Raw genomic sequence first — 25,825 nt, 5'->3', positions numbered from 1 at the left:
AGCACCAGATTTTGAATAATTTTTCCTGTAATCAAATATTGCGAATATTAAAGTTGTAATACCGACAATTAAAAGTAAAATTTCATTTTCAAATAATTTAGTCATCTATACTTTCTTATAAGCCATTACTTTAATCTCAACCACTAAATCTGGATGTGGTAATTGGTGTACAGCAACGGTTGTGCGTGTTGGTCCGGTTTCTTTGTCAAAGAATTCAGCATAGGCTTTGTTATAACCTGCAAAATCATTCATATTAACCAAAAAGGAAGTCACATCTACTACGTCTTTTAAAGAGGCTCCAACTTTAACTAGGTTGCTTTCTATGTTCTTTAAAACTTCACGAGTTTGTACTTCAGCATTTAGACGTTTAGTTCCCATTTCGTCAATAATATCTACACCAGCAATTGTATTATCGGGTCTTCTAGAGCTCGTTCCTGAAACGAAAATAAAATCGCCTACTTGCTTTACATGTGGATATGCTCCTCTTGGTGTTACCTTTGTTCCTGCTGAAGCAGGAATTTCATTGTTGTTATTACTCATAATATTTTTTTTATCTGTTCATTTTGTCTTGACACAAAACGAACCAAAAAGTCAAATTGAAATGAGGAAATTCCTTCGGAACATTCTCTTTCGGAATTTCGTGCTTAAAGCTTCGTTTTGCATCTCCATTCCTTCGTTCATTATTTCTACATTTCAATGTTCAATTCTCAGAATTGATCTGGGACATGAACTTTACTAGGTTATATCATTTCCCAATATATCTTTTTATTTTGCTAACTGCTAACTGCTAACTGCTAACTGCTAACTGCTAACTGCTAACTGCTAACTGCTAACTCATTTTAATCCAGCAACTCTATCGTCTTCTAAAATGGCTTCGGTTTCTTGTTTTACTTTGTTTAAAATGTCTTTCATATTACCAGTTGGAGAAATAACACCATCTGATAACATATTCAATATGGCTTTATCTTGAGCACGACCTTTAAGCATTGCTTCTCGATAACCAATATGTTCATTAAAGGTTACTAGGCTGTATTTTGATGAATAGTCTTTTGGAAATTCTTTTTCTAAAGCCATTTCAATTTTTCGCTTTTCTTGAAATATGGCTTGACCAACGTGGTCTTTCATTTCATGAAAATTATCTATCGCTAAATCGGCAATAGCATCAGTATCTTTCTTTCTGTTTTTTTCGTATTCGGTAAAAACGGTTTCCCAGTTTCCTTCATGTTTATCTAAAACGGCATCAAATTCTACAACATCTTCAAAAGAGGCATTCATACCTTGTCCGTAAAACGGAACAATAGCATGAGCCGAATCTCCCATAAGTAGCGTATTACCTTTATAATGCCATGGTGAACATTTTACGGTTCCTAAAGGTGCAGTTGGGTTATCAAAAAAGTCTTCAACTAAGTTTGGCATGAGTTCTAAAGCATCAGGGAATTCTTTTTGGAAGAACTCTGTAACGATTTCTGGTGTTGTTAAATTATTGAAATTGTATTCGCCTTCATCATAACCTAAAAAGAGTGTTACTGTAAAACTGCCATCTAAATTGGGTAAAGCTATAAGCATAAATGCGCCTCTTGGCCAAATATGCAAGGCGTTTTTATAGGTTTTATAATCTCCAGTTTTTGTTGGAAGAATGCTTAATTCTTTATAACCATGTGTTAAGTAATCTTGAGAAAAACTAAACAAGAATTTTTTACCTAAATAGTAACTTTTTCGCATAGCAGAACCAGCACCATCTGTAGCAAAAATTGCATCTGCATCTTCTACAAATTCTTTCTTGGTATTGTAGTCTTGAAATAAAGCTGTTGTTTTTTCAAAATCAACCGATTTACATTTTTTATTAAAATGAATGGTAACATTATCATGTTTTTCGGCTTCAGTTAGTAATAGACCATTAAGCTCTCCACGAGAAATAGAATTAATGTATTCATGCTCGCGTCCGCTATAATTTGAAAGGAATGTATTACCTTCTTTATCATGAAGCATACGACCATTCATTGGGATGCACAACGCTTTTACTTTATCTTCTATGCCAACTAATTTCATGGCTTTATTGCCACGATCCGAAAACGCTAAGTTAATAGAACGTCCTGCAGAAATATCTGTTTTTCGTAAATCTGGACGCATTTCAAAAACGGTAACATTATATCCACGTTGTCCTAATCGTAATGCAAGAAGGCTTCCGCAGAGTCCTGCACCAATAATGAGTATGTTTTGTTGTTTGTTTTTCATATGTCATTCCTGCGAAAGCAGGAATCTTAATTAATTAAACTTCAATTTATAGTGGATTCCGCATCAAGTGCGGAATGACATGTTAATTTAATATTTTTTTCATTTTTTCAACCATCTGGTATACATCTTCAAACGAATTATATAAAGGTACTGGAGCACAGCGAATCACATCTGGCTCTCGCCAATCACTAATTACACCTGCTTCTGTTAATTTATTATGTAATGATTTGTCTGCGTTTAATACTTGAATAGATAATTGACAACCACGTTCATCTGGGTTTTCTGGAGTAATAATTTTAATAGTATCTTCACCTAATTGTTTTAATAAGAACTCAAAATAACCTGTAAGTTTTTTAGACTTTTTATTAAGTTTTTTAATACCTACTTTGTTAAACATATCTAACGACGCTTTAATTGCTGCCATAGATAAAATAGGCGGATTACTTAACTGCCATCCTTCTGCACCTGGCAATACATCAAATTCGTGACGCATATTAAAACGCGTTTCTTTATTATGACTCCACCAACCTGTAAATCGGTTTAAGGTTTTATCGTAAGCATGGCGTTCATGTACAAAACATCCAGATAAACTTCCTGGGCCAGAGTTTAAATATTTGTAAGTACACCAAACGGCAAAATCTGCTCCAGAGTTATGTAAATCTAAATCAACATTTCCTGCGCCATGGGCACAATCAAAACCAACCATGCAGCCATGTTTGTGACCTAGTTTTGTAATACGTTTAAAATCGAAAAACTGTCCTGTATAGTAGTTTACACCACCAATCATTACTAATGCAATTTGCTCACCTTGTTGTTCTAAAATTGTTTCTAAATCTTCATAACGTAATAACTCTTCGCCTTTTCGAGGTGTCCAAAGTATTAAACCTTCTTTATCATCATAACCATGATGACGTAGTTGTGATTCTACAGCATATTTATCTGAAGGAAATGCGTCACTTTCAATAACAATTTTGTAACGTGATTTAGTAGGCTTGTAAAACGAAGCCATCATAAAATGTAAATTTGCAGTAAGCGAGTTCATTGTAACGACTTCAATTGGTTTTGCGCCAACTAATTTTGCTGTGCTTTCTGCTAAAAACTCATGATATGGTAACCATGGGTTTTTTGCATCTGTGTGACCTTCTACACCTAAATTAGCCCAATCTTCAAGTTCTTGATTAATATATGCTTTAGTGGTTTTTGGTTGTAATCCAAGCGAGTTTCCGCAGAGGTAAATAAGTTCATTTCCATATTTGTCTTTTGGAATATGAAATTGGTTTCTATAGCTTGATAATTCGTCTAAAGCGTCTTGTTGCTTTGCGTATTCAAGACCAGATTGATAGTTGGACAAAGTGAATTGATTTTCGGTTTCCAACAAAAATAGGAATTAATACGTTAGGAATGAAGTGTAAAAAAAGAGATAATTAGTCTTTTTCTTTTTTTTGTATCTTTAAAAGAAATAATCTAGTTATGGGAAAAATAAGAGAATATAGTAATGGAGAAACCACAGTAGTTTGGGAAGCTGAAAAGTGTATTCATTCTGCTATTTGTGCAAAAGGTTTGCCTGAAGTTTTTCAGCCTAGAGAACGACCTTGGGTTAAAATTGATGCTGCTAATACCACAACAATTATTAATCAAGTGAAGCAATGTCCTTCTGGAGCTTTACGCTATTACATGAATGCCGAAGGTGACAATACTGCCGAAACACTTAAAACAAAAGTTGAGGTTTTAGAAAATGGCCCTTTACTAGTTTATGGTACGCTTAAAGTAACAGATAAACATGGTAATGTGGAAACCAAAAATAAAACGACTGCTTTTTGCAGATGTGGTTCATCAAATAACAAGCCTTATTGTGATGGTACACATATAAAAGCTGAGTTTAAAGGGTAATCTATAATTTATTGATAAAAAGGAAAAAGTGCTTCAAAATTCATTGAAGCACTTTTAATATATATAGACGCATAATGCGGAAAAAACGCTGTTTAAAATAGATACGATTTAAGTCGTAATAACCTTGTTATAATTACAAAATGTAATTCAAATTTTATGCCAAATAATATTAAATACTATATTGCTTAATAGTTATAATAAGATGATGAATAAAGAAGACGATTTTTTTGAGGTTAATAAAGCAACTTGGAACGAGAAAGCAAAAGTGCATTCTGCAAGTGAATTTTATAATCTAGATGCTTTTAAAAAAGGAAAAACGTCATTAATGCCTTACGAATTGAATGCGCTTAGAGATGTTTCTGGAAAATCATTATTGCATTTGCAATGTCATTTTGGTCAAGATACGTTAAGTTGGAGCAGGTTAGGAGCTAAGTGTGTTGGTGTTGATATTAGTGATGAAGCTATTGAAATAGCAAAAACATTAAATAATGAATTGCAACTTGATGCAGGATTTTTTTGTTGTAATGTATTAGAGACTTCAAAATATATTCAAGAAACATTTGATATTGTATTTACAAGCTATGGTGTTATTGGTTGGTTACCAGATTTAACACCTTGGGCTAATATGATTGCTGAACGATTACAAAAAGGAGGCGAATTTTATATGGTAGAATTTCACCCAATTGTGTGGATGTTTGATTATACCAATGGGAAGTCTGAACTAAAATATGGATACAATCAAGATGAAGTAATTTATGAAGAGTACGAAGGGACTTATGCAGACCAAAACTCAAAAATGATTAGTAAAGAATATGGATGGAATCATGGTTTAGGCGAAGTAGTAACAGCACTAACTGAGGCAGGATTACGAATTGATTTTTTAAATGAACATGACGAAAGTCCGTATGATGTACTACCAGATTTAATTAAAACAAAATCTGGGATGTATAAAACTAAAGATGGTCTTTATCCTTTACTTTTTGAGTTAAAAGCAACTAAACTTTAGTGGCTTCTTTTGATTAACTCTGGGAATTTCTTTTTGAATCTGTTTAGCCTAGGAACAGAAACGTTTTGAATATAAGGATGATTTGGGTGTAAACGCTCGTAGTCTTGATGGTAATCTTCGGCTACCCAGAATTTTTGAAACGGATAAACTTCGGCAGCAACTTTTACATTTAGCTTTTTAGCCAAAGCTTCCTTTTTTTCTAGTATAATTTGTTTTTGTTCGTCGTTTTGATAAAAAATAATAGAACGATATTGTGAGCCTCTATCATTACCTTGACCATTTACTTGTGTTACATTTTGTGAACCAAAATAGACGTCTACTAATGTAGCAAAGCTTACAATATTTGGATCGTAAATAATTTCTACAGCTTCAGCATGTCCTGTTCTACCTGTATTACTAGACTCATAAGTTGGATTGTTTGAATATCCTCCAGAATATCCAGATATTGATTCTTCTACACCTTTTACGCTTTCATAAATAGCTTCTACACACCAAAAACAACCACTAGCAAAATACGCTCTAGCTTTTCCGTCTTTTAATGGTACAATTACAGGCTCGGCATCAATAATAGCCTGTTGCTTTGAGTTAACTTGTGCTGTGTTTTGACAGCTAAATAATAACGTAATTAGTATAATTGGGAGTAAATGCTTCATTTCTAAAAATTTTATAACTAAATAGACGTATTAAAAGGTAAAACCTTAACAGATTAATTTGTTTTTATAATAAGAAGCAAAAAAAAGCCTTCTAAAATAGAAGGCTTTACTATATCTGTAAAATGGTTGTTTATAGTTTAGCAAACATTTTTTCCATTTTTGCTTTTTGTTCTTCAGCTAATACGGCATCAACTAAAATACGTCCACTATGCTCATCTGTAATTACTTTTTTACGCGAAGCAATCTCAACTTGAACTTGTGGCGGAATTGTAAAGAACGATCCTCCAGAAGCGCCTCTTTCAATAGCTACTACTGCAAGTCCGTTTTTTACATTATTACGAATTCTTAAATATGCTTTTACTAGTCTGTCTTCAATCTGTTTTTGGTAATCATCAGATTTTTTGATTAAAGCTTCTTCTTCTTTTTGAGTTTCAGCTAAAATTGCATCTAATTCGCTACGCTTATGTTTTAAATGCGTTGTGCGATCTTTAAGTCTGTCTTTAGTTTCAGAAATAACTTCTTTTTTCTGCTCAATTTGAACTTTAAATTCTTTAATATGCTTTTCTGCTAATTGAATTTCTAATTCTTGAAATTCAACTTCTTTAGTTAAAGAATTAAATTCTCTGTTATTTCTAACGTTCTTTTGTTGTTCAGAATATTTTTTTATTAAAGCTTTAGCTTCTTCAATTAAATTCTTTTTTGATTTGATGTCTTCATCAACCAAATCAAGGCTAGTACCTAGCTTTTCAAGTCTAGTATTAAGACCTTCTACTTCATCTTCTAAATCTTGAACCTCTAAAGGAAGTTCTCCTCTTACGTTTCTAATTTCATCGATTCTAGAATCAATTAATTGTAAATCGTATAATGCTCTTAAACGATCTTCAACAGAAATTTCAACTTTTTTTGCCATAATTAAAAATACTTTACTGGATTGGTATTTGTCATTGATAAAACGACTGCAAAATTAGTGATTTTTTTTGAGAGATAATCAGCTAAAAACGTTTTTGTGTACTGTTCGCTTTCATAATGCCCAATATCTGCTAAAATAATAGTGTCTTCTGCCATAAAAAAGTCATGATATTTTAAATCTGAAGTTATAAAAACATCAGCATTGGCAGCCTTTGCAGCTTGAATAGCAAAACTCCCAGAACCTCCAAGTACAGCAACTTTTTTAATTGGTTTATTTATGAGTTTTGAATGTCTTATACTAGAAGATTTCATTTTATTTTTCACAAAATTTAAGAAATCTTCTGCTTTCACCTCTTTTTCTAGTTCTCCAATCATTCCCATTCCTATGGTTTGATTGTAGTTATCAAGCGTTGTAACTTCAAAAGCGACTTCTTCATAAGGGTGATTTTCAAAAAGTGTATTTAAAACCTTAGTTTCTAAATGTTTTTTAAAGGTAACAGAAATTTGGGTTTCCTCTTCGGTGTGTAGTTTATCTCTTTCGCCAAGTGTAGGATTTGAGTTAGAGTTGCCCATATATGTACCTAAACCATCTGTATTAAAGCTACAATTTGCATAATTGCCAATTTCTCCAGCGCCACTTTTAAATAAGGCCGCTCTTAATTGTTGAGCATTATTTTTTGGGACGTAAGTTGTGAGCTTTTTTATAGTTCCTTTTTGAGGAAGTAGTATTTTTTTATTTGTTAAGCCTAGCGTATTGCATATAATATCATTTACACCTTGTAATGCATTATCTAAAGCGGTATGCATTGCATAAATTGCTATGTTATTTTGTATAGCTTTTATAACAACACGTTCTACATATGTTTTTCCGTTTAACTTTTTTAAGCCTTTAAAAATTATTGGGTGAAAACTTACAATTAGATTGCAATTGTTTTTAATAGCTTCATCTACAACAGCTTCAAGCGTGTCTAAAGTTACAAGAATACCTGTTATTTTAGTGGATTTATCACCGACTAGCAAACCAACATTATCAAAATCTTCGGCATAATTTAAAGGCGCTAATTCTTCTAAATAATTAATAACATCTTTTACAATCATAATTATGAATTTGTTTCAAAGATAAAATATTATACTTTCGTTGAGATGAAATTTTTGAGATACATTCTATTTCCTGTTGTACCTATTTATTATTTGGTTACTTGGTTAAGAAATAAAGCTTATGATTTAGGTGTTAAACCTAGTTCTAAATTTGATTTACCAATTATTTGTGTTGGTAATTTAAGTGTTGGAGGTACTGGAAAAACACCTATGATTGAGTACCTTATTAGAGCATTAAAACCTGAATATAAAATTGCTACGCTTAGTAGAGGTTATAAACGAAAAAGTGAAGGCTTTGTAATTGCAGATGTTAATGCAAGTGCATCAACAGTTGGCGATGAGCCATTTCAATTTTATAAAAAGTTTGATGATGTACTTGTTAGTGTAGATGCTAATAGGCAAAATGGGATACAGCAATTATTAGCTTTAAAAGATAAGACTCAAGTTATTTTGTTAGATGATGCTTATCAGCACAGAAAGGTGAAAGCAGGTTTTAATATTTTATTAACGGCATATGATAATTTATACGTAAATGATATTGTATTACCTACCGGAAATTTGAGAGAGCCAAGATCTGGAGCTAAAAGAGCAGATGTCATTATAGTTACTAAATGTCCAGAACAATTAGACGCTAATAAAAAAGAAGCTATTAAAAAGGCTTTAAAATTAGCTTCGCATCAACGCTTATTTTTTAGTTATATTTCTTATTCAGAAAAGGTTTTTGGAGCTAAGAAAGCAATAGATTTAAAGAGCTTGAAAGACAAATCATTTACATTGGTAACAGGAATTGCAAATCCAAAGCCTTTAGTAGAGTATTTAAAATTGAATGGATTAAGTTTTGAACATTTAAGTTTTAAAGACCATCATAATTTTTCTCAACATGAGATAGAAAACTTAAAGCAAAAGGAACTTGTTATAACAACAGAAAAGGATTATATGAGGTTAAAGCCTCATTTTAAGGTATCAGAAAAATTATTTTATCTACCTATTGAAACTGCTATTGATGACTCAACAGCATTAATTAAACTAGTAAAAAAGTTTGTACATAATTTTTAAACAGAAGCCGTTGTGTTTTGTACAAGTGCTTGGTATAATTTCTTTTCGAAATCATCTTGTTTAAAAGGCTTAGAGATAATATCATCAAAACCAGCTTCGTCAAACTCATGCATTTTGTCTTCTAAAGTAACAGCTGTTAAAGCAAAAATGGTTAACTCTTTATCAAACGTTCTAATGATCTTTGTGGCTTCTAAACCACTAATTCCTGGCATGTGAATATCCATTAATACCACATCGTAATTATTCTCTTTTACTTTTTCTACTGCAGCTTCTCCATTATCTACAATATCACATTCAAGATTCATCTTATTCAAGATTTTCTTGGTAATCATTTGATTAATTTTGTTGTCTTCTACAATCAAAATTTTAATGTTGCTAATGTCCAATTTGTTGATGTTTTTTGAATAATCTTCCTTAATAATTTTTTTAGTTTCTTCAGCATAGGTAAGTGGTATTTCAAAAAAGAAAGTTGTTCCTTTTCCGAGCTCACTCTTTAAATAAATTTTACCTTTTAAGATCTCAATAAGTCCTTTTACGATAGAAAGACCAAGTCCTGTTCCGCCATACTTTCTATTAATTTGTATAGAGCCTTGAGAAAAACTCTCAAACATATTTTCTTGTTTTTCTTTAGAAATACCAATTCCGTTATCTTCTATTTCAAATCTAACTGTATGGTTATCCCCTTTTTTATCTATACCATAAACACGAACCCAAATGTCACCATCTTTAGTGAATTTTATAGAGTTACCTATTAGGTTTATTAGTATTTGAGATATTTTTAAATTATCACCATAGAAGGTTTCTGGTAAATCTTCTTGATACTCAAAATGTGTTATAATATTATTATCTAAAGCAGAATTGTTAAGGGCAGAAACTACATTTTCAACTTTCATTTTTAAGTTAAATAGCTCTGGATCTAGTTCTACTTTATTAGCTTCAATTTTATTAATTTGGAGTATATCATTTATAAACGTCAATAAATAATCACCAGAGAATTTTAAAGACTTTAAATGAGGAATTTGATCTTCTTTAGGCTTTTCATCTAATAGCATGTTTGTAAGACCAGTAACGGCATATAAAGGTGTTCTGAGCTCATGCGTTACGGTTGATAAAAAGTTGGCCTTAGTTTTTGAAGCTAATTCTGCTTTTTCCATAGCAACAATGAGCTCATCATTTTTTTTATGGAGCATATTGTTGGTCTTTAGCCTAATATTATTGTTTTTATATAACGAAAGTGTAAGTAAGGATAAAATGGTAATTAAGGCAATACTTAAAATGGTTGTGATTTTAGCTAAACTACTTTCAGATTCTTGCTCTTCAACCTGAGTTTTTAATTTTTGATAATCAGCATCATTATAAGCATTAATGTATTCTGCTCTTCGTTCTGGTGAAAGGTTTTCGCGCTTTATATTTAATATAGAATCAGATAACTTAATATGTTTCATTAAGTACTGATTTGCTAACTTATAATTCTCGTTTTCTTGATAAATGTCACTTAAAGTAACATAGCTTTCATTAATGTTTTCGGCAAGTTTATTTTGTTTTGCAATCTCTAGACCTTCATTGGTCATAGAAAGTGCCAATTCTGTATTATCAAGTTTTTCTAATACTTTTCCGCTATAAATAAGCGCATTACTATGTATGTTGTTTTGCTTGTATTTTTTTGCTAATACAATAGTCTTTTCTAATAAAGATTTAGCCGTTTTATAATCTTCTTGCTCAAGGTAAATTTTAGCCTCGTTTAACGTAACTTCAGAAATAAACTCCTCTAAGTTTTCTTCTTCGAATTTAGTTTTTGCTGAGTTAAAATAATCTAGAGCTGTTTGGTATTCTTTTTTACTAGAATGTAAAACACCTCTTATACTATATGAAATAGCAAGATTTGCATAATCATTAATTTCTCTTTGTATTTCTGAAGCTTTTGTAAGAGATACTAAAGCTTTTTCAGGTTCGTTAATTGCATACTGAAGTTTTGCAATTTTGGTATGTATGATGCCTTCGCTTTGCCTGTCTTCTATAGAAATGGCTATTTCTAAGGCTTTGTCTAAGTTATCTTTTGCATTAAAATACTGACCTCTTTCACTATCAAAACTAGATTGAGTGATAAGGTTTTTAACGCGCATTTTTAATACATCTGTATCATTCTCAGCATTGGTTTGTGCTGTTAATGAAAATGATAAACATATAAATAAAGCAACTATGTAATACTTAATTTGGGACATATTTAGGCCACTTATTTTGAACAAATATAATTATTTATTCGATAAAAGTGATGATTTATCCGATAAATTGCAAATTAAATCTAAAATTCTTGATGAATAACCAGTCTCATTATCGTACCAACCTACAATTTTTATCATATTTCCGATAACCGAAGTCATTTGAGAATCGAAAATGCAAGAGTGCGTATTACCAACAATATCAATAGATACAATTGGGTCTTCTGTATATTCTAATATGTTTTTTAAATGTGTTTCTGAAGCTTTTTTAAATGCAGAATTAATATCGTTTATAGATACAGTTTTGTCAACATTAAATGTAATATCGGTTAAAGAACCATTAGCAACAGGAACTCTTATGCCACAACCGCCAATAACATTTGAAAGTTTAGGAAAAATTTTTGTCAATGCTTTTGCTGCTCCAGTTGTGGTTGGAACTATTGATTGACCAGCTGCTCTAGCACGACGTAGGTCTCTATGAGGTTGATCATGTAAGCTTTGATCTGTTGTGTACGAGTGTACTGTGGTGATATAAGCTTGCCTTACGCCACATAATTCATCAATAACAGAAATCATTGGAGCCGCATTATTTGTGGTACATGATGCATTAGATATTATAGTCTCGTCACCATTTAGAATATCTTCATTTATGCCAAGAACTACGGTTTTTATATCATCTTTTAATGGAGGAACACTCAAAATAACGCGATTGGCTCCATTTTTAATATGAAATTCTAAATCTGAAGCTGCTTTAAATTTACCTGTGGCTTCAATTACAAAATCAATATTGTAAGGATTCCAATCTAGATTTTTTGGATGTGTTTCATTTAGAAGCGGAATACTTTTATTGTTTGCAATTATAGTTTTTTCAGAATGAGATATAGATTGATTTGATACACCATGAATACTATCGTACTTTAATAAGTGACTCAAGGTTTTAGCATCTGCCAAATCGTTTATAGCAACAACTTGAATGTCATTTCTTTCTTGAATAAGACGAAATACTCTACGTCCAATTCTTCCAAAACCATTAATAGCAACATTAATCATTAGTTAATGTGTTTTTGAGCTTTGTATGAAGAACGTACTAAAGCACTACTTTCTACATGACGAAAGCCTAAATCTAAACCAATTTTTTTGTACTCGTCAAACTGTTCTGGAGTTACAAATTCTTGAACAGGAAGATGTTTTTTACTTGGCTGAAGATATTGCCCTATAGTAACAACATCAACATCATTATCTTTAAGATCGTGAAGTGTAGCGATTACTTCTTCACGAGTTTCTCCAAGACCTAGCATAATACCAGATTTTGTGCGTCGTTGTCCTTGCGCTTTTAAATACTTTAACACACCAAGGCTTCTGTCGTATTTTGCTTGTATTCTTACTTCTCTAGTAAGTCTTCTTACAGTTTCGATATTATGAGATACAACTTCTGGCGCAACATCAATAATTCTATCAATATGTTGTTCGATACCTTGAAAATCTGGAATTAAAGTTTCTAAAGTAGTTTCTGGGTTCATACGCCTTACTGCTTTTACAGTTTCTGACCACATGATGCTTCCCATATCTTTTAAATCATCTCTATCAACACTTGTTAATACAGCATGTTTAATATTCATGATTTTAATTGAACGCGCAACTTTTTCTGGCTCATCCCAATCTACAGTTTCTGGGCGACCAGTTTTTACACCACAAAATCCGCAAGAACGTGTGCAAATATTTCCTAAAATCATAAAGGTTGCAGTACCTTCTCCCCAACATTCTCCCATATTAGGGCAGCTACCAGATGTACAAATAGTATTGAGTTTGTATTTATCTACAAGACCTCTAAGCTCAGTATATTTTTTACCAGTAGGCAATTTTACACGAAGCCATTTAGGTTTTGGTTGACGTTCTGTTGCTGTATTTGAAGCTGTTTTAGTATCCATCAATTATTGAAATTTCAAAAAGCAAAGATACAAAGTAAAATTGTAATATACTGTTTTTAAACCTAAGCCTCAGCTTATAATTTTTAGATTGAAAAGGTTATTTTTTAGTAATAATTTCTGCTAGTAATTTTTTAGCTCTTAAAAGCTTTACTTTAACATTGTTAATTGGTTCTTCAAGTTGCTCAGATATTTCTTTATAACTTAACTCCTGAAAATATCTAAGGTTAATCACGTCTTGATAATGAGGTTTCAATTTTTTTATGTCTCTAAGTAATTTTGCTAAATTTTGTTCGGTAATTAATTTGTCTTCAGGTGAAGGTGATTCGTCTATAATATCATAAAACTCATTTTCATCACCATGTCTGGAAGTATTGGCAATTGTAGATTTTTGTTTTCTAATTAAATCAATATGAATATTTTTTGAAATGGTTATTAACCATGTTTTAAATACATATTTGTCTTTATAAGTATGTATTTTATCAAAAGCTTTAGAAAATGTTTGAATGGTTATATCTTCAGCGTCATTTTCGTTTTTAGTACGTTTAATTTGAAATCCATAAACATCATTCCAAAACTTATCTAGCAAAAAGTTAAAGGCAATTTGGTCATTGTCTTTTGCTTTTTCAATAGCTTCTTTTATTTCCAGTGCTGAGGTTTTGATATAAGATTTTTTATAAAGATATAGAATTGAAATGTAATTAAAAATAATTCAAGAAACGGAAAAAGGATGATAAGTCCCTTTTCATTTAACTTTTTTGAGATTAAACCTAAACTAATAAATTGAATACTAAATCTTAAGGTTATTAGAGCTAAAACTATTTTCCAATTAAATAATGTACTTAGTAATAAAATTGCGAGTACCCAAAACAGAAGTTGAGATGTATAAAAAAGGCCTAATGCAATCTTATGTTTAAATTTATAATGTTTTGCGGTACTAATATGTCTTTGTTTTTGTTTAATCCATGCTTTAAAAGATGTTTTAGGTTCAGATAAAGTAAAACTGTTTTTAGAAATAGAAATAGATGTGTTTAATTTATTAGACACTTGATTTATAAATAAGTCATCATCTCCAGATTTAATTTCCATATGGTTCATGAAACCATTTGCTACAAAGAAAGTTTCTTTTCTATAAGCAAGATTTCTGCCAACAGCCATGTATGGTTGACCTAATATCGCGTAAGAAAAATATTGTGTAGCAGATAGTAAGGTTTCAAAACGAATTAGTTTGTTTAAAAAAGAACCTTTAATTTTTTTATAAGCACCATAACCTATAACAATAGATTTTGTGTTAGAAAAATGACTACTCATTTCACTTATCCAATGTCTTGAAACTGGTTTGCAATCTGCATCAGTAAAGAGTAAAAAGTTATGTGTAGCAGCTTTTATGCCTAATGTAAGCGCGTACTTTTTGTTTCCCCAAAATTTTTCGATAGTTTTTACATTTACAATTTTAATGGAGCTGTGCTTCTCTTTAAAAGCCTCCATGACTTTTAAAGTCTCATCTGTTGAGTCGTCATTAATTAAAACAACTTCAAAGTTTTGATACTCTTGTTCAAGAATTGACGGTAAAAATTGTTTTAAATTTTCTGCTTCATTTTTTGCGCAAATAAGAACAGATATAGCAATGTTTTTTGAAGTTGAGGCTGATTCTTTATGAAAAGAAAAATTCATAAAAACGAAGCCATAATAAATTATTTGAATGGTAACAACTATTATAAAGCTGTAGAATACTACTTCAAATAACGATGTCAATGCTTATGAATGTTGAGTTTCGTTGCAGTTTTCAAACTGGTCTGGTGTTTTGCCACAAAAACCACAAGATTCACCTTCTGTATTTAGCATAGGGTTTTGACTTGCACATGTGCCTGCAAATTTTCCGTCTTTTTTAGCCCAGATTTTTATAGCAATTCCTGCAATTCCTAAGCCTAATAATAATAAGGTGATTAATAAAAGTTTCATGTGTTTTTATCTATTGTTTTTTAATGGCCACATGGAACATTCACATAAATATTCTCTTAGATAGAAGAAAATTTAGTCATGAATGTTTCATCTATTAAAATTTTTACAAAGATACTGCTTTTAGCTGATTTTCTATAACAATTATGTGTTATAAACTGCTATTTAGTAAATTATGAGTTGTGTGACTTTTTAACACTTTTGGTGTCATATTGTTGATTATATGTATTTTTAATTAACTAACTTTTAAAATTATTACTTATGAAAAAATTATTTGCAGAATTCTTTGGTACATTTTGGCTTGTATTTGGAGGTTGTGGTAGTGCAATTTTTGCTGCAGGATTCCCAGAATTAGGAATTGGTTTTGTTGGTGTTGCATTAGCTTTTGGTCTAACTGTATTAACAATGGCTTATGCTGTTGGACATATTTCTGGAGGACATTTTAATCCAGCGGTATCTTTTGGTCTTTGGGCAAGTGGAAAATTTCCAGCTAAAGATTTAATTGGTTACATAATTGCGCAATTAATTGGTGCAGTGGTTGCAGCAGGCGCATTGTATCTTATTTTATCTGGAAAGTCTGGCTTTAATGATGCTGGTGGTTTTGCTGCTAATGGCTATGGAGATTTATCTCCTGGTGGATATTCTATGATGTCAGCTTTAATTGTTGAATTTTTATTAACTATGTTTTTCTTGTTAATTATTTTAGGAAGTACAAACGTTAAAGCTCCTAAAGGATTTGCGCCAATTGCTATAGGTTTAGGGTTAACGTTAATACATTTAATTAGTATTCCTGTAACAAATACGTCAGTTAATCCTGCACGTTCTACAAGTCAAGCATTATTTGCAGGAGGCGAATATGTACCTCAATTATGGTTGTTTTGGTTAGCTCCAATTGCTGGTGCTTTAGTTGCTGGGTTTATTCATAAAGCACTTTTTGATAAAGAATAATTTATTTTTTTGATATAAAAAAAGCTCCTTTGAAAATAACAAAGGAGCTTTCGTTTTTATATAAATGTTGTTAATCTTTAAGCGATATTTCTGCAACTGCCTTTTCAGCATTTTCAGAAGCATTACTTCCTTTTGGCTCAATAGTTATGCTTAATGCTAAAGCATTTTCCATATACGGAATAGATTGAAATTGTCTTTCTGAAGCATCTAAAATACCGAGATTAACCATTCTGTCTTGCATCTCTGCCCAAATTTGATACGTTTGATTTTCTGGTAATTGCGGAAGCGATAATACATCTATCATAGATGTTTTATCAACAGCATTAATATATGCTACGGTTTTTAAGTCTTTTGCACGTTCATTTCCTCTTAAAACATACTTTTCAGTTTCTGGGTTATTAAGTTTCATAAACTGACGCATAACGGCGTCTAACTTTCCATTGTTTTGTTCTATGTCTTGACGTAAATCAAAAATTTCATCTACTACAACTTGGTTTTCATTAAGTAATAATTGATTTTGCTGATACATTAAAAACGCAGTTCCAGCAAATATTAAGGCAGCAATACTTGCAGCAATACTATACCAAGGTGTTTTTCTGTTTTGTGATTGTAAATTAATAACTGGAGTTTCATTTAACTCATCATTAATTGCATCTAAAATAAATTTAGGTGCTTCTACAGCATTTGCTTTTGCGATAGTTTCTAAATTATCTTGTAATCTATTATATTCTTTTTCAACTTCTGGATAGGTTGAAATATAATGTTCTACTTCTAAATTTTCTGAAGCAGAAGTAGTGCCTAGTATATATTTATCTAATATACCAGACTGTAAAAAAGAATGTAGTTTTGTTTCCATAGCCATCTATTTTATGGATTGTAAATTTTTTTTAATTCTCGCAATCCAATTTTTAATCTAGACTTTATTGTACCTAACGGAATTTCTAATTCATCACTTGCCTCTTGTTGTGTCATGCCTTCAAAAAATAAGGCTTTGAGTACAATTTGATACTTGTTGTCCAGCTTAGCAACATGTTCTTTTAAATCTATAACATCTTGATTTAAACTAACTGTTGGTAGAATATATACGTTAGATTTGTCTATTTGGACTTCTTTATCAAATTTCTTGTTATGACTTCTTAGTTTATCAATGGCTGTATTTCTTGCAATTCTATATAGCCAAGTAAAAAGTTTTGCTTTTTTAGAATCGTATTTTTTAGCATTTTTCCAAATTTTCACAAAGGTTTCTTGAAGCGCATCTTGAGCTAATTCTTCGTTAATTGTCACTTTTAAAATAACACCATAGAGACTGCTTGAATAATTTTCATATAGCAGATTAATTGCTTTTTTATCGCCTTTCTCTAGTAGCTTTACAATATGTTGTTCTATTGGTGTACTCAAAAAATTATGGTTTTGATTTTTGTTAAAAATGAATTATAAAAATCCGAATGGGGTGTTTTATACGTATATAGGTTAAGGTGGTAAAATTAGTAAAATATTACTAAAACGAAATTTAATCCATTATCATATATACAACTGTAGAATTAAACTTTCTTTTAAAGAAATTGATTAATAGCATTTTCATACTATTCTATAGTAATTAAGAAGCCTCAAATTAATTTGAGGCTTCTTCTTTATATAATGTTGACTTCGGTTTCAATTTTAATTTCAAAAAGACGATATATAGTTTTTTGAATAAGTTGTGCCAGTTTTAAAATATCTTCTCCTTTTGCACCTCCATAACTTACAAGTACAAGTGCTTGTTTTTTATGAACACCATAGTTGTTAAAAGTCTTCCCTTTAAAACCAGCATGTTCTATAAGCCAGCCTGCAGGCACTTTAATTTCAGTATCAGAAACCACATAATGTGGTGCATTAGGAAAATTGTTTTGTAGTTTTAAAAATGCATCTTTTGAAATAATTGGGTTTTTAAAAAAACTTCCTGAATTACCAATTTTTTTTGGGTTTGGGAGCTTGCTCTCCCGAATTGCAATTACTGCTTTTGATATGTCTTGAATAGTTGGCTGTTCAATACTCATGCTTTCTAACTCTGAAGTAATTGCACCATAGTTAGTATGTAGCAGGTGATTTTTGGTAGTTAATTTAAAAATCACACTTATAATAATGTATTTTCCTTTAGCATGTTGTTTGAAAATAGAATTTCGATAATCAAACTCACATTGTAAATTAGAAAATGTTTCGACTTCTAAAGTTTCAAGATTTAAGGCTTTACATGAGTAAAACGCATCTTTTAATTCAACGCCATAAGCTCCAATATTTTGTATTGGACTTGTGCCAACATTTCCTGGGATGAGTGATAAGTTTTCTAAACCTCCAAAATTGTTATCTAAAGTCCAAAGCACAAAGTCATGCCAGTTTTCGCCTGCTTGGCTTTCAACAAAAGCCTCAGTTTCTGTTTTTGAAAGAATTTGCTTTCCTTTTAAATTTAAATGAACAACTAAAGCATCGATATCTTTTGTGAGCAGCATATTACTTCCGCCACCTAAAATAAATTTTTTAGGAAAGGCTTCTGAAGAAAAAACTGTTTTTAATTGATCTAGAGAAGATACAGAAACAAAATGCTTTGCTTTAACATCTATACCAAAAGTATTATATTCTTTTAAAGATATATTTTCTAGTATTTGCATTAATTATTGTATGCTTTTAAAGCTTCTTTTAAAATATTAACTGACTTAATAAGACTTTCTTTATTTAATACGTATGCAATTCTAATTTGGTTTAACCCAACTCCAGGTGTTGAATAAAAACCTGCAGCTGGAGCAACCATTATGGTTTCTCCGTTTACATCAAACTCTTCTAAAAGCCATTGCGCAAAATCATCTGAGTTAGCTACAGGTAGCTCAGCAATACAATAAAAAGCACCTTTAGGTTTGGCAACCTTTACACCTTCTATTTTTTGCAATTCTGTTATTAAGGTATTTCGCCTTTCTACATACTCTGTAATGACTTCATCAAAGTAACTTTGTGGTGTTTCAAGTGCAGCTTCACTAGCAATTTGAGCTAAAGTTGGCGGACTTAACCTTGCTTGAGCAAATTTTAAAGCTGTTTTTATAACATCTTTGTTTTTTGATACAAGACACCCAATTCTAGCACCACACATGCTATAACGTTTAGATACAGAGTCTATCACAATTGCGTAATCTTCTAGTCCAAAATCTTGCATTATAGAATAATGTTTGTTTCCATCATAAGCAAATTCACGATAAACTTCGTCTGCTATTAAAAATAAATCATGCTTTTTTACAATAGCAGCAAGCTTTTGTATCTCCTCTTTAGAATATAAATAACCTGTTGGATTTCCGGGGTTGCATATTAGAATTGCTTTTGTTTTTGGGGTAATTAGTTTTTCAAATTCTTCAATAGCTGGAAGCGCAAAATTATCTTCAATTTTTGAAATTACCGGAACAACTTTAACGCCTGAAGCTGTAGAAAACCCATTGTAATTTGCATAAAAAGGTTCAGGAATAATAATTTCATCATCAACATCCATGATGCTTCCAAAAGTAAATAGAAGAGCCTCACTGCCACCAGTAGTTACTATGATATCATCATGTTTTACGTAGATATCGTTTTTTGCATAATAATTAGCTATTTTTTGGCGATATTCTTCAGAACCTTCTGATCGTGTATAGGCAAGAATGTTTAACGAATGCACTTTAACAGCATCTAATGCTATTTGTGGGGTTTTGATATCTGGTTGACCTATGTTTAGATGATAAACAGTTTTACCTTCTTTATAAGCTTTTTCGGCATAAGGGACTAATTTTCTAATTGGTGATTCGGGCATTAAAGCTCCTTTATCTGAAATTGTTGGCATGTTTGACAAATTTAGATGGTAAAGTTCTGAAAATTATCTTAAAGTTTATTTAAAAAATGAGCTTAAAAAAATAATTTAGAGTTAAGATTTGTAACTTGTTGTAAATCATTAACAGTTATATGTTTAAAAAATACGTTATACTTACAGGCTTATTGTTCACTGCAATTAGTTTTTCGCAAAGTAGGTTTAATTTACCAAGAAAGGATAGCGACAAAATTAGATTTCAATTAATAGATAATTTAATTATTGTACCAGTTGAGGTTAATGGTATAAAACTATCTTTTTTGTTAGATTCAGGCGTTAGCAAACCTATATTATTTAATATAACCAATACAGATTCACTTCAAATAAATAACGTAGAAACCATATATTTAAGAGGCTTAGGTGGAGGCGAACCAATAGAGGCTTTAAAATCAAAAAGAAATTTTTTTAAAATTGGAAATGCTTTAAATGTGAATCAGGATATTTATGTTGTTTTTGATAATGCTATAAATTTTACACCCAGATTAGGTGTTCCTGTACATGGAATTATTGGTTATGACGTTTTTAAAGATTTTATAGTTGACATAAATTATACGTCTAAATATCTAAAATTATATAAACCAGATAAATATGTGTATAAAGATTGTAAAAAGTGCGAAACGTTTAATTTAACTTTTTTTAATAATAAACCATATATTGATGGCGAAGTTAAAATTGAATCTAAGCTTATCCCCATTAAGCTTCTAATTGATTCTGGAAGTGGAGATGCGTTATGGTTATTTGAAGATGATGAACTTGGAATTATACCACATGAAGATAAATATTTTGTTGATTTCTTAGGAAAAGGATTAAGTGGGAGTGTGTATGGTAAGCGATCAAAAGTTAATTCATTAAAATTAAAAAGTTTTGAATTAAAGGATGTTAATGCAGCCTTTCCAGATTCAATTGCTATAAGCTATGCGCGTAAACATAAGAAAAGAAATGGGAGTCTTTCGGGTGAAATATTAAAGCGTTTTAATATGATTGTTGATTATGGTAATGCTAAACTTACTTTAAGAAAGAATAGGAATTTTAAATCTTCTTTTTATTATAATAAAAGCGGTATTGTTTTAGAGCAAAACGGAGTTAGAATAGTAAAAGAAGAACAAGGATATGTTGAAAGAAGTAAAGAAGGCGCAAGTACTGGAACAACAATAAATGTAGTTACTTTATATAAATACGCTTTAAAGCCAGCTTATACTATTGTTGAACTTAGAAAAGATTCTCCTGCTGAAAAAGCAGGACTTTTAATAGGAGACATAATTATTGTCATTAATGGTAAAGAAGCACATATGTCAAGCCTTCAAGAAATAAATCAAATGTTTCGTGCTGAAAATGGCAAAAATATACGTATAAAAGTTGATAGAAATGGAGTAATTACTAATCATCAATTTAGACTTGAAGATGTGTTTAAACAAAAAGAACTCCCATAATGGGAGCTCTTTTAAATATTAATATTATTTAAAAAGTGATTATTGTTCAATAACACTTTTAGTTTTTTTCTCAAGAACACTTGTCTTACTAGAATCGACAACTAAACCTTTAATTTTTAAAGCAACAGTTGGTGTGTCTGCATTAGACGTAACTGTAATAGTCTTTCTAATAGGATTAACTCTTTTAGTGTCATACTTTACAGAAATCTCACCTGTTTCTCCAGGCAAAATTGGTCCATCTGGTTTTTTTGGCACTGTACAACCACAAGTAGACTTTACCTTAGATATAATTAAAGGAGCGTTACCCGTATTTGTAAATTCAAACACTCTAACACCATCTGAACCTTTTTCAATAGTTCCGTAATCTATTACATCAGTTTTAAATTCTATTTTTGCTACTTTATCTTGTGCTAAAGCACCAAAGCTAAGTAATCCTACAAACAAAATTAGTACTAAATTTTTCATCATTTTAATTTTAAATTGATACTATCAAAACTACTTACTTTTTAGCGTTCTGCAAAATTAATTAGATGTATTACACATATATTAACGCTATTATTAAAATATATTCGATTATTTGTTTTAATAATTTCGCAAAAAAAGAAATATAAGTACTTTTGTTGGTTACTATACAAAAACAATACCAAAGCATGAGCATACCATCAAAATACTTAGCATCAAGTGTAGAAAGCAAATGGTACGATTACTGGATGGAACATAACTATTTCCATTCAACACCAGATGAAAGAGAACCATATACTATAGTAATTCCACCACCAAATGTAACAGGAGTCTTGCATATGGGGCACATGCTTAATAATACTATTCAAGATGTGCTAATTCGTAGAGCTCGTTTGCAAGGTAAAAATGCATGTTGGGTTCCTGGAACAGATCACGCATCTATTGCTACAGAAGCAAAGGTTGTTGCTAAACTTAAAGAACAAGGTATTGATAAAAATGATTTAACAAGAGAAGAGTTTTTAAAACATGCTTGGGAGTGGACACATGAATATGGAGGTGTTATTTTAGAGCAACTCAAAAAATTAGGTTGCTCATGCGATTGGAGTCGTACTAAGTTTACGATGGATGATGATATGAATGAAGCTGTTATCAAGGTATTTGTTGATTTGCACAATAAAGGATTGATATACCGAGGATATCGTATGGTAAATTGGGATCCTGAGGCAAAAACGACATTGTCAGATGAAGAGGTAATTTATATAGAACGCACAGATAAGTTGTACTATGTAAAATATCAAATTGAAAATGAAAATCGATTTGTAACCATTGCTACAACAAGACCAGAAACAATTTTAGGAGATACAGCAGTGTGTGTTAATCCAAATGATGAACGATTTACATCATTAAAAGGTAAAAAAGTAATTGTACCAATTTGTAATCGTGTAATTCCAATAATCGAAGATGATTATGTAGATGTAGAATTTGGTACAGGATGTTTAAAGGTGACACCTGCTCATGATGTAAATGATAAGGAAATTGGTGACAGACATGATTTAGAAGTTATAGATGTATTAAATGAAGATGGTTCAATGAACAGTTTTGGATTACATCATCAAGGAAAAGATCGTGTTGTAGCTAGAAAAGATGTTGCCAAAGAGTTAGAAACAATGGGTATTCTTGTTAAAACTGAAGACATTACTCATAAAGTAGGCACAAGTGAACGTACAAAAGCTGTTATTGAACCTCGTTTAAGCGATCAATGGTTTTTAAAAATGGAAGATTTGGTAAAGCCTGCAATAAAAGCTGTTTTAAACAAAGATTCTGAAATTAAATTGTTTCCAAAGAAGTTTGAAAACACTTATCGTCATTGGATGGAAAACATAAGAGATTGGAATATCTCTCGCCAATTACTTTGGGGACAACAAATTCCTGCGTATTTCTACGGCGATGGGAAAAATGATTTTGTAGTTGCAGAAAATAAAGAAAGAGCCTTAAAACTAGCACAAGATAAATCAGGAAATGCAGCATTGAAAGCAGAAGATTTAACACAAGATAAAGACGCTTTAGATACTTGGTTCTCATCTTGGTTATGGCCTATGAGTGTTTTTGATGGAATTCGTAACCCCGAAAATGAAGAAATAAAATACTATTACCCAACCAACGATTTGGTTACTGGTCCAGATATTTTATTCTTTTGGGTAGCACGTATGATTATAGCAGGTTATGAATATAAAAATGAAAAACCTTTCGAGAATGTTTATTTAACAGGTCTCGTAAGAGATAAGCAAAGACGAAAAATGTCTAAGTCACTCGGAAACTCTCCAGACGCATTAAAACTTATTGAAAATTATAGTGCAGATGGTGTTCGTGTTGGTTTGTTATTGAGTTCTGCAGCTGGTAATGATTTAATGTTTGATGAAGCTTTATGTCAACAAGGGAAAGGATTAGGGAATAAAGTTTGGAGTGCTTTTTACTTAACAACATTATGGGAAGTTTCTGAAACTGTAGAACAACCCAAATCAAGTAAAATAGGCTTAGAGTGGTATAAAGCTAAATTTCAAAAAACACTATCTGAAATAGAAGACCATTATAGTAAATACAGATTAAGTGATGCTTTAATGGCTATTTATAAATTAATTTATGATGATTTTTGCGGATGGTTACTAGAGATTATAAAACCAGCGTATCAACAACCTATTGATGCTAAAACATATAATGATGTAATTGCCATTTTTGAAGACAATTTAAAAATATTACATCCGTTTATGCCTTTTATTACCGAAGAAATTTGGCAATCAATAAAAAAAAGAACGCCTGATGATGCTTTAATTATAGCAAGGTATCCACAAACAGCAACAGTAAATGAGAGCTTAATAAATCAGTTTGATTTTGCTTCAGATGTAGTTTCAGGAATTAGAACTATTAGAAAGGATAAAAATATTCCTTTCAAAGATCCAATTGAGTTGTCTGTAGTTAACAATGAAAATTACACCAATAGTTTTGATGTTGTTATTAAAAAATTGACAAACATAGTAGTAATTAACTATGTAGAAGAAAAGGTTGATGGCGCTTCATTTAGAGTGAAATCAAATGAATATTTTGTTCCTATTTCTTTAGATAATATTAATGTAGAAGAAGAAATTGATAAGTTAACTAAAGAGTTAAAAAGAGCAGAAGGTTTCTTGTTTGGTATTCAAAAAAAACTATCAAATGAACGATTTGTAAGCAACGCACCAGAACAGGTTATTGTTTTAGAACGTAAAAAAGAAGCAGATACTTTAGCTAAAATAGAAACATTAAAATCTAGCTTAGCAAGTTTAAATTAAAAACGTATTTAATTTATCATATAAAGGGAGCTAAGTATTGGTTCCCTATTTTTATTACGTTTTGTTTTACCACTCATTAATCTTATTTGAGTCCAGCTTAACAAAAATAAAGAGTAAAATTGTAAAGCCCATAAGACCTGAACCACCATAACTAAAAAATGGAAGCGGAATACCAACAGTTGGTATTAAGCCCATAACCATACCAGTGTTAATTGTAAAGTGAATAAACAAAATAGAAGCTACACAATAACCATAAACACGGCTAAATTGTGATTTCTGAGATTCTGAGAGGTATAAAATACGAATGATTAGCGCCATAAATAGAACTACAACAAATGCACTGCCTAGAAATCCCCATTCTTCACCAACAGTACTAAAAATATAGTCTGTATGTTGTTCAGGCACAAACTTACCAGTAGTACGTGTACCTTCTAGAAAACCTTTACCTGAAAAACCTCCTGAGCTTATGGCTTTTTCAGATTGAATAAGATTGTAGGCTTCTTCTTTTTTCATTCTCTCTAGCTTGGAAGCATCTTTTTCAAGACGTAGCCATAAGCTAATTCTGTTTTGTTGATGGGGTTTTATACCATGGTTGTAAAACAGCTTTACGCCATAAGAGAAGCCAATACAAACAGCAAGAACTATTACAGATTTAAAAATTGAAGGACGTTTTTTTCGTTTAACAAAAAGGTGTCCTCCAATTACTGCTACCGAAAAAATTGCTGCGTACAGTACTCCAAATTTTAAAGCTATAATTGCTAATACAATAGTACTTATAGCAACAATTAAATAAATTTGTTGTAAGCCTTCTCTGTAAAAGACAAAAAAGAAAGAAGCATAGACAATTGTACTTCCAGCATCATTTTGTAGTAAAATTAAAAACGCAGGAATAATAATTAATGCTAAGGTTTTTAATTGGTCTTGTAGCGTTTTCATATTAGTTTGTAAATCACTTATATATTTAGAAACAGCTAAAGCTGTTGCGAACTTAGCGAATTCACTTGGTTGTATGGTCATACTACCAATACCATACCAAGAGCGTGCTCCATTAACATCTTTACCAAAAACAAATAAGCCTACCAAGGCTAACATGGCTGTTATGTATATAATGCTTGCAAAACGTTCGTAGAACTTAGCTTCAATAGAGAGAATAAGAATTATTAAAACAAAACTAAGACCTACAAAAACAAGATGCTTTCCATATAATTGGCTTGTGTCAAAATAAGTTACAACTTCACCAACATGAGATGCCGATAATATATTTAGCCAGCCAAAAGTAACTAGGAGCAGATATATAATTATAGTAACCCAATCAAATTTAAAGCCTCTATGGTTTTCTCTTAGCATAGTG

Annotated in this window: 24 protein-coding genes; 6 read left to right on the top strand and 18 right to left on the bottom strand. The window is 31.1% G+C overall.

Going from position 1 to position 25,825, the window contains the following annotated elements:
* Positions 1 to 105 precede the first annotated feature (105 nt).
* From BXY80_RS01805 to kynU, 3 genes are all read right to left on the bottom strand, one after another.
* Positions 106 to 540: a RidA family protein gene (locus BXY80_RS01805; RefSeq protein ID WP_120199508.1), complete on the bottom strand. Its 435-nt coding sequence runs from the start codon at positions 538 to 540 to the stop codon at positions 106 to 108.
* Between the two features lie 294 nt (positions 541 to 834).
* Positions 835 to 2,235: an FAD-dependent oxidoreductase gene (locus BXY80_RS01800; RefSeq protein WP_120199507.1), complete on the bottom strand. Its 1,401-nt coding sequence runs from the start codon at positions 2,233 to 2,235 to the stop codon at positions 835 to 837.
* 82 nt (positions 2,236 to 2,317) lie between these two features.
* On the bottom strand, positions 2,318 to 3,586 hold the full coding sequence (gene kynU / locus BXY80_RS01795) for a kynureninase (RefSeq protein ID WP_120200322.1): 1,269 nt from the start codon (positions 3,584 to 3,586) through the stop codon (positions 2,318 to 2,320).
* Positions 3,587 to 3,705: 119 nt separating this feature from the next.
* Here kynU and BXY80_RS01790 point away from each other — a divergent pair, with 119 nt between their 5' ends.
* The gene (locus tag BXY80_RS01790) at positions 3,706 to 4,125 is read left to right on the top strand and encodes a (4Fe-4S)-binding protein (protein ID WP_120199506.1); all 420 of its coding nucleotides are present in this window, start codon (positions 3,706 to 3,708) and stop codon (positions 4,123 to 4,125) included.
* Between the two features lie 202 nt (positions 4,126 to 4,327).
* A complete protein-coding gene (locus BXY80_RS01785; protein WP_394340455.1) occupies positions 4,328 to 5,131 on the top strand; it encodes a class I SAM-dependent methyltransferase in 804 nt (267 codons plus the stop codon).
* Here the strand turns inward: BXY80_RS01785 and msrA are convergent.
* From msrA to BXY80_RS01770, 3 genes are all read right to left on the bottom strand, one after another.
* Positions 5,128 to 5,784 (bottom strand): peptide-methionine (S)-S-oxide reductase MsrA, encoded by a 657-nt coding sequence (gene msrA / locus BXY80_RS01780; protein WP_120199504.1) that lies wholly within the window; start codon positions 5,782 to 5,784, stop codon positions 5,128 to 5,130. The two genes, BXY80_RS01785 and msrA, sit on opposite strands and share 4 nt — an antisense overlap.
* A gap of 130 nt (positions 5,785 to 5,914) precedes the next feature.
* Entirely contained in the window at positions 5,915 to 6,694 is a 780-nt protein-coding gene (locus tag BXY80_RS01775) for a zinc ribbon domain-containing protein (protein ID WP_120199503.1), read from the bottom strand.
* Between the two features lie 2 nt (positions 6,695 to 6,696).
* Complete coding sequence (locus tag BXY80_RS01770) at positions 6,697 to 7,791, bottom strand: Nif3-like dinuclear metal center hexameric protein (RefSeq protein ID WP_120199502.1); 1,095 nt, start codon at positions 7,789 to 7,791, stop codon at positions 6,697 to 6,699.
* 45 nt (positions 7,792 to 7,836) lie between these two features.
* Here BXY80_RS01770 and lpxK point away from each other — a divergent pair, with 45 nt between their 5' ends.
* Positions 7,837 to 8,847, top strand: a complete 1,011-nt coding sequence (gene lpxK / locus BXY80_RS01765) for a tetraacyldisaccharide 4'-kinase (RefSeq protein WP_120199501.1) — start codon at positions 7,837 to 7,839, stop codon at positions 8,845 to 8,847.
* On the opposite strand, the gene BXY80_RS01760 is transcribed toward lpxK, so the two are convergent.
* The 6 genes from BXY80_RS01760 to BXY80_RS01735 all read right to left on the bottom strand — a co-directional run bounded on the left by BXY80_RS01760 (position 8,844) and on the right by BXY80_RS01735 (position 14,953).
* The gene (locus BXY80_RS01760; RefSeq protein WP_120199500.1) at positions 8,844 to 11,069 is read right to left on the bottom strand and encodes an ATP-binding protein; all 2,226 of its coding nucleotides are present in this window, start codon (positions 11,067 to 11,069) and stop codon (positions 8,844 to 8,846) included. The genes lpxK and BXY80_RS01760 overlap by 4 nt on opposite strands.
* 30 nt (positions 11,070 to 11,099) lie before the next feature.
* Positions 11,100 to 12,116: a type I glyceraldehyde-3-phosphate dehydrogenase gene (gene gap, locus BXY80_RS01755; protein WP_120199499.1), complete on the bottom strand. Its 1,017-nt coding sequence runs from the start codon at positions 12,114 to 12,116 to the stop codon at positions 11,100 to 11,102.
* Entirely contained in the window at positions 12,116 to 12,994 is an 879-nt protein-coding gene (gene lipA, locus BXY80_RS01750) for a lipoyl synthase (RefSeq protein ID WP_120199498.1), read from the bottom strand. Before lipA ends, gap begins: the two co-directional genes overlap by 1 nt.
* Before the next feature lie 97 nt (positions 12,995 to 13,091).
* Entirely contained in the window at positions 13,092 to 13,640 is a 549-nt protein-coding gene (locus tag BXY80_RS01745; protein ID WP_120199497.1) for an RNA polymerase sigma factor, read from the bottom strand.
* The gene (locus BXY80_RS01740) at positions 13,631 to 14,665 is read right to left on the bottom strand and encodes a glycosyltransferase (RefSeq protein ID WP_120199496.1); all 1,035 of its coding nucleotides are present in this window, start codon (positions 14,663 to 14,665) and stop codon (positions 13,631 to 13,633) included. The genes BXY80_RS01745 and BXY80_RS01740 overlap by 10 nt, the downstream gene beginning before the upstream one ends.
* Before the next feature lie 84 nt (positions 14,666 to 14,749).
* Positions 14,750 to 14,953, bottom strand: coding sequence for a membrane or secreted protein (locus BXY80_RS01735; protein ID WP_120199495.1), 204 nt, complete (start codon positions 14,951 to 14,953; stop codon positions 14,750 to 14,752).
* 258 nt (positions 14,954 to 15,211) lie between these two features.
* Between BXY80_RS01735 and aqpZ the strand changes: the two genes are divergently transcribed.
* Positions 15,212 to 15,898, top strand: a complete 687-nt coding sequence (gene aqpZ, locus BXY80_RS01730; protein WP_120199494.1) for an aquaporin Z — start codon at positions 15,212 to 15,214, stop codon at positions 15,896 to 15,898.
* Positions 15,899 to 15,968: 70 nt separating this feature from the next.
* Here the strand turns inward: aqpZ and BXY80_RS01725 are convergent, their stop codons facing one another.
* From BXY80_RS01725 to BXY80_RS01710, 4 genes are all read right to left on the bottom strand, one after another.
* Positions 15,969 to 16,754: an anti-sigma factor gene (locus BXY80_RS01725; RefSeq protein WP_120200321.1), complete on the bottom strand. Its 786-nt coding sequence runs from the start codon at positions 16,752 to 16,754 to the stop codon at positions 15,969 to 15,971.
* Positions 16,755 to 16,765: 11 nt separating this feature from the next.
* Positions 16,766 to 17,296, bottom strand: coding sequence for an RNA polymerase sigma factor (locus BXY80_RS01720; protein WP_120199493.1), 531 nt, complete (start codon positions 17,294 to 17,296; stop codon positions 16,766 to 16,768).
* A gap of 233 nt (positions 17,297 to 17,529) precedes the next feature.
* On the bottom strand, positions 17,530 to 18,543 hold the full coding sequence (murB, locus tag BXY80_RS01715; RefSeq protein ID WP_120199492.1) for a UDP-N-acetylmuramate dehydrogenase: 1,014 nt from the start codon (positions 18,541 to 18,543) through the stop codon (positions 17,530 to 17,532).
* Positions 18,543 to 19,733, bottom strand: coding sequence for a pyridoxal phosphate-dependent aminotransferase (locus BXY80_RS01710; protein WP_120199491.1), 1,191 nt, complete (start codon positions 19,731 to 19,733; stop codon positions 18,543 to 18,545). Before BXY80_RS01710 ends, murB begins: the two co-directional genes overlap by 1 nt.
* A gap of 119 nt (positions 19,734 to 19,852) precedes the next feature.
* Between BXY80_RS01710 and BXY80_RS01705 the strand changes: the two genes are divergently transcribed.
* Positions 19,853 to 21,187: a retropepsin-like aspartic protease gene (locus tag BXY80_RS01705; RefSeq protein WP_120199490.1), complete on the top strand. Its 1,335-nt coding sequence runs from the start codon at positions 19,853 to 19,855 to the stop codon at positions 21,185 to 21,187.
* A gap of 39 nt (positions 21,188 to 21,226) precedes the next feature.
* On the opposite strand, the gene BXY80_RS01700 is transcribed toward BXY80_RS01705, so the two are convergent.
* Positions 21,227 to 21,652, bottom strand: a complete 426-nt coding sequence (locus tag BXY80_RS01700; protein ID WP_120199489.1) for a DUF1573 domain-containing protein — start codon at positions 21,650 to 21,652, stop codon at positions 21,227 to 21,229.
* A gap of 185 nt (positions 21,653 to 21,837) precedes the next feature.
* Between BXY80_RS01700 and BXY80_RS01695 the strand changes: the two genes are divergently transcribed.
* Positions 21,838 to 24,474 (top strand): valine--tRNA ligase, encoded by a 2,637-nt coding sequence (locus tag BXY80_RS01695; protein ID WP_120199488.1) that lies wholly within the window; start codon positions 21,838 to 21,840, stop codon positions 24,472 to 24,474.
* A 66-nt stretch (positions 24,475 to 24,540) separates the two neighbouring features.
* Here the strand turns inward: BXY80_RS01695 and rodA are convergent, their stop codons facing one another.
* Positions 24,541 to 25,821, bottom strand: coding sequence for a rod shape-determining protein RodA (gene rodA, locus BXY80_RS01690; protein ID WP_120199487.1), 1,281 nt, complete (start codon positions 25,819 to 25,821; stop codon positions 24,541 to 24,543).
* Positions 25,822 to 25,825: the final 4 nt, after the last annotated feature.

The organism is Ichthyenterobacterium magnum, assembly GCF_003610635.1.
Taxonomy (GTDB): domain Bacteria; phylum Bacteroidota; class Bacteroidia; order Flavobacteriales; family Flavobacteriaceae; genus Ichthyenterobacterium; species Ichthyenterobacterium magnum.
Note: the sequence above shows the minus strand (reverse complement) of the source record. Positions and strands in the feature narration are given on the sequence as shown.